The sequence below is a fragment of the Paracoccus marcusii genome, from assembly GCF_006151785.1.
Classification (GTDB): domain Bacteria; phylum Pseudomonadota; class Alphaproteobacteria; order Rhodobacterales; family Rhodobacteraceae; genus Paracoccus; species Paracoccus marcusii.
The window spans coordinates 1-8,191 of sequence record NZ_VDDD01000139.1 but is presented as its reverse complement, the minus strand read 5'-3'; the positions used below and the strand labels follow the sequence as shown (position 1 = coordinate 8,191).

Below are 8,191 nucleotides of genomic sequence, written 5' to 3'. Positions count from 1 at the left end.
CCGGACGGTCGCCGCGACGACCGCGCTGGTCCCGCTGGCCCTGGCCGACGTGGCGGCCGCCCTGGCCGCGAACCTGCGCATGATCCGCCGCATGGCCGAGATCTATGGCGGGCGCGCCGGTGCCGTCGGCGGCTGGCGCCTGGCGCGGACGGTGATGACGCATCTGATCGCCACGGGCGCGGTGGCGGCCGGGGACGACCTGATCCACACGATGGCGGGGGGCGGCATTTTGGCCAAGCTGTCGCGCCGTTTCGGCGAAGGTTTGGTGAACGGCGCACTGACCGCCCGCGTGGGCATCGCCGCGATGGAGGTCTGCCGCCCGCTGCCGTTCCTGTCGCAGCCCCGGCCCAAGGTCGGAAACCTGGTCAGCCGCGCGCTGACCGGCCTGTTTTCGAACGACGACGCCCGCTAGTCCAGCGCCAGCTTGTATCCGACATGCGACGGGACGAACCCCAGCCCGTCATAGAACCGGTGCGCATCCGTGCGCGACCGGTCCGTCGTCAGCTGCACCAGCGCGCAACCCCGCGCCCGGCATTCCGCGATGGCCCAGTCCATCATCGCCCGGCCCAGGCCCGCGCCGCGATGGCTGCGGGCGACGCGCACCGCCTCGATCTGGCCACGCAGCGCGCCGCCGCGGGCCAGCCCCGGGATGAAGGTCAGTTGCAGGGTGCCGACCACCCGGTCCCCGTCCTGCGCCACGGCCAGCATCTGCGCCGGATCGGCGTCGATGAGATCGAAGGCCGCACGATACCGCGCGGCATCCGCCAGGTCCTCTCGCCCGGCGCCCAACTGATCGTCGGCCAGCAGGGCAAGGATCGCGGGCAGGTCGGCCGCGGTGGCGCGGCGGAACGCGGTCACGGGGCCTCGGCCGGCAGGTCGGGCGCGTCTTCGGTGGGGGCCATTTCGGTCGATCCCTGGTCGGCCTCGATCAGGCGGTTGTCCTGCCATTCGCCCGACGCGATCTGGCCGGTGGCATAGCGCATGACGCCCTGCCCCTGGCGCTTGCCCGCGGCAAAGGTGCCCTCGTACCGGTCGCCGTTGCCATAGGTCGCGACGCCGGTGCCGTCGATCTCTCCCGCCTTCCAGCCGCCTTCGTAGATGAACCCGTCGGGCGTGGTCAGGCGGCCCTGGCCCTCGCGCAGCCCGTCCGCGAAGCTGCCGGTATAGACCGTGCCGTCGGGATAAGTGGCCTGCCCCTCGCCGTGGCGCTGGCCGTCCTTCCAGGCACCGGAATAGACATAGCCGTCGGGATAGGACATGCGCCCCTGCCCGTCGTTGCGCGCGTTGCGAAAGCCCCCCTCATAGACCATGCCGTTGGCATAGCTGGCCTTGCCCTCGCCCTCGATCACGCCCTCGGACCACTGGCCCTCGTAGGTCGAGCCGTCGGCATAGGTGATCTTGCCGGTGCCGTCGGGCCGGTCGGCGCGCATCTGGCCCAGATAGACGGACCCGTCGGGATAGGTGATCTGGCCACGGCCCTCCATGCGGCCTTCGGACCATTCGCCGACATAGACGTAACCGTCCGCGCCGGTGAACGTGCCTTGGCCGTGGCGGCGGTCATCGGCGAAATCGCCGTCATAGACGTCGCCGTTGGCATAGGTCGCGACACCCTTGCCCTGCCGACGCCCGCCCTGCATCTGGCCCTCGTACCGGTCGCCCGTCGGCTGGACCAGAACCCCCGACCCGGACATCTGACCCGCTGCCCAGACCCCTTCGTAGGTCAGCCCGTCCGACATCACCAGCTTGCCCTGTCCCGCGCGCTGGCCGGCCAGCATCGCGCCCTCATAGGTGGCGCCGTCGGGATAGGTGATCTTGCCCTGCCCCTCCTTGACGCCGGCGTTCCAGTCGCCCTCGTAGCGATAGCCGTTGGCCTGAGTCAGCACGCCCTGCCCCTGATGCAGGCCGCTGACGAACTGGCCCTCGTAGACGGACCCGTTGGCATAGCGGGCGACGCCCTGCCCGGTGATCTCTCCCTCGGCCCAGGCGCCTTCGTAGGTGCCGCCGTCGGCATAGGTGATCTTGCCCTGGCCATGCGGCTTGCCGCCCGCGAACTGGCCCTCATAGACGGACCCGTTGGGAAACGCGGCGCGGCCCTGGCCCATGATCTGGCCCTCGACCCAGTCCCCCTCGTAGCGATAGCCGTTGGGCAGGACATAGCTGCCCTGGCCGTGCTGCAGCCCGTTGCGGAAGGTGCCTTCGTAGACGCCGCCATCGTCGTACTGCTTGGTGATGACCTGAGCGGCCGCAGGGCCTGCCCAGATCGCCAATGCCAAGGCCGTTCCGATTGCCGCTTTCATCGCCTGTCGCCCCTTACGGTGTTTTGCCGCAGGTTTACCCCGGAAGGCACCCATGCGCAAAGGCCGACTTTTCCTTGGCCGGGCGATCCTCTATCCAAGGGGCCACACAACCGGGGTGCCCGTGATGACCGACCGTTTCCGCCTGACCATCGGGCAGCTGAACGCCACCGTGGGCGACCTGGACGGCAACGCCGCCCGCGCGCGCGATGCCTGGGAACAGGCGCGCGATGCAGGCGCCGACATGCTGGCCCTGCCAGAGATGTTCATCACCGGATACCAGACCCAGGACCTGGTGCTGAAACCCGCCTTCACCGCCCAGGCCGAGGATGCGATCATGGCCCTTGGCACGTCGCTGACGGGCGGCCCCGCCATCGGCATCGGCGGGCCGTGGCGCGACGGCGGCCGTCTTTACAACGCGTGGTGGGTGTTCCGGGACGGGGCGCTGGTGGCGCGCGTGCTGAAGCATCACCTGCCCTACAAGCAGCTGTTCGACGAATTGCGCCTGTTCGACAGCGGCCCGATCAGTGGCCCCTATCCGGTCGGCGCGGCCCGCATCGGCAGCCCGATCTGCGAGGACAGCTGGTACCCGGACGTGGCCGAGACGCTGGCCGAGACCGGGGCCGAGATCCTGGTCGTGCCGAACGGCAGCCCCTATCACCGCGACAAGCTGGACCTGCGCATGGGCCACATGGTCGGCCGCGTGGTCGAGACGGGCCTGCCCTTGGTCTATGTGAACATGGTCGGCGGCCAGGACGACCAGCTTTATGACGGGGCCAGCTTCGTGCTGAACCCCGGCGGCCACAAGGTCGTGCAGCTGCCCGCCTTCCAGGAGGCGGTGGTGCATGTCGACTTTACCCATGGCCCCGATGGCTGGCGGGCCGAACCGGGCCTGATGGCGCCCCAGCCCGACGCGTGGGAACAGGATTACCACGCGATGATGCTGGGCCTGCGCGACTATCTGCGCAAGTCGGGGTTCCGCCGCGTGCTGCTGGGCATGTCGGGGGGCATCGATTCTGCGCTGGTCGCCACCATCGCCTGCGACGCGATCGGGCCGGAAAACGTGCGCTGCGTGATGCTGCCGTCGGAATACACCTCCCAAGCCAGCCTGGAGGATGCGGCCGATTGCGCGACGCGGCTTGGCGCGCGGCTGGACACCGTGCGCATCGACGGGGCGCGCGACGCGGTGGGCGGCGCACTGGCGCATCTGATGGAGGGCACCCAGCCCGACATCACCGAGGAGAACATCCAGTCCCGCCTGCGCGGCGTGATGCTGATGGCGCTGTCCAACAAGTTCAACGAGATGCTGCTGACCACCGGCAACAAGTCCGAGGTCGCGGTGGGCTATGCCACCATCTATGGCGACATGGCGGGCGGCTATAACCCGATCAAGGACCTCTACAAGACGCGGGTGTTCGAGACCTGCCGCTGGCGGAATGCCAACCATCGCGACTGGATGATGGGCGCGCCCGGAGAGGTGATCCCCCAGCGGATCATCACCAAGCCGCCGTCGGCCGAACTGCGCCCCGACCAGCGCGACGACGACAGCCTGCCGCCCTATGAGGTTCTGGACGCGATCCTGGACGGGCTGGTGGAACAGGATCTGTCGCTGGCCGACCTGGTCGCGCGGGGGTTCGATGCGGACACGGTGCGGCAGGTGGAAAAGCTGCTCTATGTCAGCGAATGGAAGCGGTATCAGGCCGCACCGGGGCCACGCATCTCGACCCGCGCCTTCTGGCTGGACCGCCGCTATCCGCTGGTGAACCGCTGGCGCGACCGGCTGTAGGTTTCAGAACTCCAGCCAGGTGCCCACCCGGACGGCCTGTTCGGACGGGCCGGACAGGGGATTGACCATGCCCAGTTCCACCTTGACCGGGCCGGGCACGTCGAACACCAGCGACGACATCAGACGGGCGGAATATTCCTCGTCCTGGGGGTGCTCCAGCCACAGGCTGTTGATGACCATCAGCCCGTCACGCGGACGCAGGCCCAGGGTCACGTCGGTCTTGATCACCCGTTCGGCGGTCAGGAAGCTGGCGGCAAAGGACGGGCGCATGGGCGCGCGCGGGTCCGGCGCGCTGCCGGTCATCTTGGCCAGCACCTGCGCGGTGATCCAGCCCCGGTCGAAACCGCGCCCCCAGGACAGCGCGCCCTGGACCACCGGCATGGCAAGGTCGTCCCGCCGGATCACCCCCGCGCCCGATTGCATCGCAAAGCGGTTCGGCCCCTGACCGTCGTCCAGCGCGCGCTGCAGCCACAGGATGGCACTGGTCTCCGCCTGATCGGCGCGGCCCAGCTCCATCCCCAGCGTGGTGCGCGGCGTCAGCCCGTATTCGGCATAGGCCGAGGCATAGCTGCTGCCCGCGCGATTGCGTTCCCCCGACAGCGACAGGAAGGTCCGCCCGGCCTCGCGCGGCCAGGGCCCGGCCTGCACCGCGGCGGGCAGCATCAGCGCCAGGAACAGGACAAGTCTGATCATCGGCCGGCCCTTTCGTGCCACGGGTCGCCCCAGATCTGGCACAACCCGCGCGTGCGGGCGAGAGGGAAACGATCCGTCAGGGGATCTCGATCTTGCCCACCAGGGGTACGTCGTCTTGGGGGCCGACAGTGTGACGCTCGATCATGCGGTGGACCAGCGGATCGGTGTCGCCCTGGTGCAGCGCGCGCAGGGCCACCGCGACCTCGGCATCCGACTTGGTGCGGCGCAGGTTGTGGCGGACATATTCGTCCCAGGTCGCGATGTGATAGCTTTCGCTCCACTGGTCGGGATGCTCCAGGTCGCGCAGCAGCGACCAGTTGCGCGCCCCGTCCCGCCTGCGGATGTTGCGCCGCCGCTGCATCAGGCGCAGGAATTCCGGCACATCGGCCTGGTCGATGCGGTAATCGACCATCACCATGATCGGCCCCGACCGCCCCCGCAGGTCCAGCATCAGCGCGGGCTCGCGGAAGCGGTTCACCGGGTCCAGATCGACCGCCCCGAATTCGGGCGCCCGCAGCCAGAACCCGATCGCAGCCCCCAGCAGCAGCACGCCCCCGGCGGCCGTCAGCGCCGCATCCAGGCCCTGCGTGCCCGCCACCATGCCCCAGATCCAGGCGCCCGCCGCCATGCCGCCGAAGGTCGCCATCTGGTACAGCGCCAACGCGCGGGCCACGACCCAGCGCGGTGTGGACAGCTGCACCGTCACGTTGAACAGCGACAGCGCCAGCACCCAGGACGCCCCCGCAGGCAGCATCGCCGCCGCGTGCAGCCAGACCGACTGCGTCTGGCCCAGGACCAAGGCCGAGAGCGCAAAGCCCGCAAAGGCCATGCGCACGACGTTCTCGTTGTTCAGCCGGGCGCGGATGCGGGGGTTCAGCAGCGCGCCGCCGATCGCGCCGACGCCATAGCATCCCAGCAGGCCGCCAAACAGCAGCGACCCCCCCTCGGGGTGGCTCTTGGCGACCAGCGGCAGCAGCGCCAGCACGGCGATGGCGGCAAAGCCGAACAGCGCGCCGCGCGACATCACCCGCAGCAGGTTGGGCGACAGCGCGACATAGCGCAGGCCCGCCCCCATCGCGGCCATGAACGGTTCGGGCGTGGTGACGCGCGGCGCCAGCTTGGGCTTCCATTGCGACATCGCCCCCAGCAGCGGCAGATAGCTGATGGCGTTGACCGCAAAGGCAGCCGACGCGCCCAGCGTGGCCACGATCAGGCCGCCCGCCGCGGGCCCCACGCTGCGCATCAGGTTGAAGCCCACGGAATTCAGGCTGACCGCCGCGGGCAGGTCCTTCCGGTCGACCAGATCGCCCATGCTGGCCTGCCAGGGCGGGTTATAGACCGCCTGCCCCGCTCCCAGCATGAAGGTGAAGCCCAGCAGCAGCCACGGCGTCAGCCCCCCCGTCCAGGCCACCGCGGCCAGGGCCAGCGACACCACCGCCATGAAGATGAGCGCGCCCATCAGCAGCGTCTTGCGGTCAAAGATGTCGGCCAGCGCCCCCGCCCCGATCGCCAGCAGCATGATCGGCAGCGTGTTCGAGGCCTGCACCAGCGCGATCAGCGTGGCGCTGTCGGTCAACTGGGTCATCAGCCAGGCCGCGCCCACGGCCTGCACCAGGCCGCCGAAATTCGACACCAGCGTCGCGCTCCACAGCAGGCGAAAGTCGCGATAGCCCAGCGGCGCCAGCGCGCCGGTCCGGGCGGGGACAGTGGTGGGGTCTGTCGAAGGGGTCACGGATCGGCCTTTCCTGCGGCGGGCATCGCGGTCAGCCTAGGCGGGCACCCGCGAACCCGCAACGCCGGCGCCCGCCCGATCGACGCAAAGTTTTCGCCTGCACATGAAACCCGAAGACACGCCAAGTTGTTCATTAGGCGCATAAAGGTGATCCACCTGACGCCGTAGCGCCACAGAGATCGGGCGCAGACGCGGCACGGACCCCGTCGAGGGTGGCTCGGGGTTGACGCGGATCGGCGGGCGGCCTCATGGAAGAACATGCGAATCGCGCCCGCCCTGCGGCGCAACAGAACAGATGCTGCCTCGGAACCGCCTCTGCCGGCGCGACCGACGATGAACAAGGAACAAGCAACGATGCGCCTCGCTTCCCTTTTCGCGGCGCTGGCCCTGGGGCTGGCGGCCTGCGGTCCCTCGCAAGAGACCACGACCCCCACCGCCCAGCAGCCGGTCGAGATCCCCGAGATCTACAAGGCCCGCACCGACCGCGGCCCGGACGGAGAGCCGATTCCCATCGCGGCCGTCCGCGCTGCCTATCTGAACGACCGCAACACCCGCCAGCTGGTGTCCTATAACGGCACCGAGGCCCCCGGCACCATCGTCGTCGACCCCTATGCACGCGTCCTCTATCACGTGCAGCCCGGCGGCCAGGCGATGCGGTACGGCGTGGCGGTGGGGCGCGCGGGCCTGACCTTCGAAGGTCGCGCCACGATCGCGCGCAAGGCGGCCTGGCCCAGCTGGCGCCCGACCGACAACATGCTGCGGACCGAACCCCAACTTTACGGCCAGTTCGCGGGCGGCCTGCCCGGCGGCATGCAGAACCCCCTGGGGTCGCGCGCGCTGTACCTGTACCAGGGCAGTGTCGACACCTATTACCGCATTCACGGCACGCTGGACCCCTCGTCCATCGGCAAGGCCACGTCGGCGGGCTGCATCCGGATGTTCAACCAGGACGTCATCGACCTGTTCGAACAGATCCCCACGGGAACCGAGGTGATCGTCCGTTCGCAGGCCGAAAGCGTCGCGATGGAAGGCCCGATGCAGGAAACGCCCGAAGGCTATGTCGTGCCCGCCGCCGCGGTGCAGCCGACGGCCGACCCGGCTGCGACCGCGCAGGTCGCATCCGCGCCGACGCAGACCGCGGTGGTTGCATCCGCACCGGTCGAATCTGCCGTGCCGACGGGGTTCACCGATCCCTATGCCGCAATGACGGCGGTTCCGGCCGCGACCTCGGTCCAGCCGTCGCTGGTCAGCGATCCGTTCGCCACGGATGCGGGCTTTGTCTCTCCGGTCGAAAGCGCCGTGCCCTCCCGGTAACGGGGCGGCCACGCCTGCGAAAAGATCAGGGGGCTCCGGTTGCGACCGGGGCCCTTTCCAATTGCAAATGCGCCGATTCCTGCGCACAGTCCTGCCGAACACATCATCCGTCCGCCAAGGGTCCCGCGAATGCCGTATTATGCCAAGCGCGAACAGGAACTGCTCAACCCCGATCAACTGACGCTGGCCGAACAGAGCCGCCATCCCGCGCTTGGGGCGCTGGACGATGCGGCGTTGCTGACGCTGATCGACGCGCTGCGCGCCGCTCGCGCCGAGGCGACGACCGCAGAGGGCGACCCGGCCCCGGCCGAAATGCTGCGCGCGGCCCTGCGCCGGACCGACATGGAACGCCGCAAGCGCCGCCTTGCCGCG

General features: G+C 69.5%; 8 protein-coding genes. 4 read left to right on the top strand and 4 right to left on the bottom strand.

All coding sequences use genetic code 11. The features are described 5' to 3' along the window. The coding region (locus FHD68_RS16070) for a YcjF family protein (protein WP_139086218.1) at positions 1–412 on the top strand (412 nt) is incomplete at its 5' end. On the opposite strand, the gene FHD68_RS16065 is transcribed toward FHD68_RS16070, so the two are convergent. Next, on the bottom strand, positions 409–858 hold the full coding sequence (locus tag FHD68_RS16065; protein ID WP_240542486.1) for a GNAT family N-acetyltransferase: 450 nt from the start codon (positions 856–858) through the stop codon (positions 409–411). The two genes, FHD68_RS16070 and FHD68_RS16065, sit on opposite strands and share 4 nt — an antisense overlap. Next, positions 855–2,297 carry an MORN repeat-containing protein gene (locus FHD68_RS16060; RefSeq protein ID WP_127897757.1) on the bottom strand — a complete coding sequence of 481 codons (1,443 nt, stop codon included), beginning with the start codon at positions 2,295–2,297 and terminating at the stop codon, positions 855–857. The genes FHD68_RS16065 and FHD68_RS16060 overlap by 4 nt, the downstream gene beginning before the upstream one ends. A 124-nt stretch (positions 2,298–2,421) precedes the next feature. On the opposite strand from FHD68_RS16060, the gene FHD68_RS16055 reads away from it, so the two are divergent. After that, complete coding sequence (locus tag FHD68_RS16055) at positions 2,422–4,080, top strand: NAD+ synthase (RefSeq protein WP_127897756.1); 1,659 nt, start codon at positions 2,422–2,424, stop codon at positions 4,078–4,080. A gap of 3 nt (positions 4,081–4,083) precedes the next feature. Here FHD68_RS16055 and FHD68_RS16050 read toward each other — a convergent pair whose 3' ends face one another. Together FHD68_RS16050 and FHD68_RS16045 are read right to left on the bottom strand one after the other, a co-directional pair. Continuing rightward, positions 4,084–4,773, bottom strand: coding sequence for a hypothetical protein (locus FHD68_RS16050; RefSeq protein WP_127897755.1), 690 nt, complete (start codon positions 4,771–4,773; stop codon positions 4,084–4,086). A 76-nt stretch (positions 4,774–4,849) separates the two neighbouring features. Continuing rightward, positions 4,850–6,505, bottom strand: coding sequence for an MFS transporter (locus FHD68_RS16045; protein WP_371705892.1), 1,656 nt, complete (start codon positions 6,503–6,505; stop codon positions 4,850–4,852). A 354-nt stretch (positions 6,506–6,859) separates the two neighbouring features. Here FHD68_RS16045 and FHD68_RS16040 point away from each other — a divergent pair, with 354 nt between their 5' ends. Further along, complete coding sequence (locus FHD68_RS16040; protein WP_127897754.1) at positions 6,860–7,819, top strand: L,D-transpeptidase; 960 nt, start codon at positions 6,860–6,862, stop codon at positions 7,817–7,819. Positions 7,820–7,948: 129 nt separating this feature from the next. Then, a partial coding sequence (locus FHD68_RS16035; protein WP_208863794.1) for a hypothetical protein occupies positions 7,949–8,191 on the top strand: 243 nt, incomplete at its 3' end.

What these genes read in the sequence shown, in the direction of transcription:
- FHD68_RS16050 (WP_127897755.1), bottom strand. Translation starts at nt 4,773, where the DNA reads ATGATCAGACTTGTCCTGTTCCTGGCGCTGATGCTGCCCGCCGCGGTG.
- FHD68_RS16040 (WP_127897754.1), top strand. Translation starts at nt 6,860, where the DNA reads ATGCGCCTCGCTTCCCTTTTCGCGGCGCTGGCCCTGGGGCTGGCGGCC.
- FHD68_RS16060 (WP_127897757.1), bottom strand. Translation starts at nt 2,297, where the DNA reads ATGAAAGCGGCAATCGGAACGGCCTTGGCATTGGCGATCTGGGCAGGC.
- FHD68_RS16055 (WP_127897756.1), top strand. Translation starts at nt 2,422, where the DNA reads ATGACCGACCGTTTCCGCCTGACCATCGGGCAGCTGAACGCCACCGTG.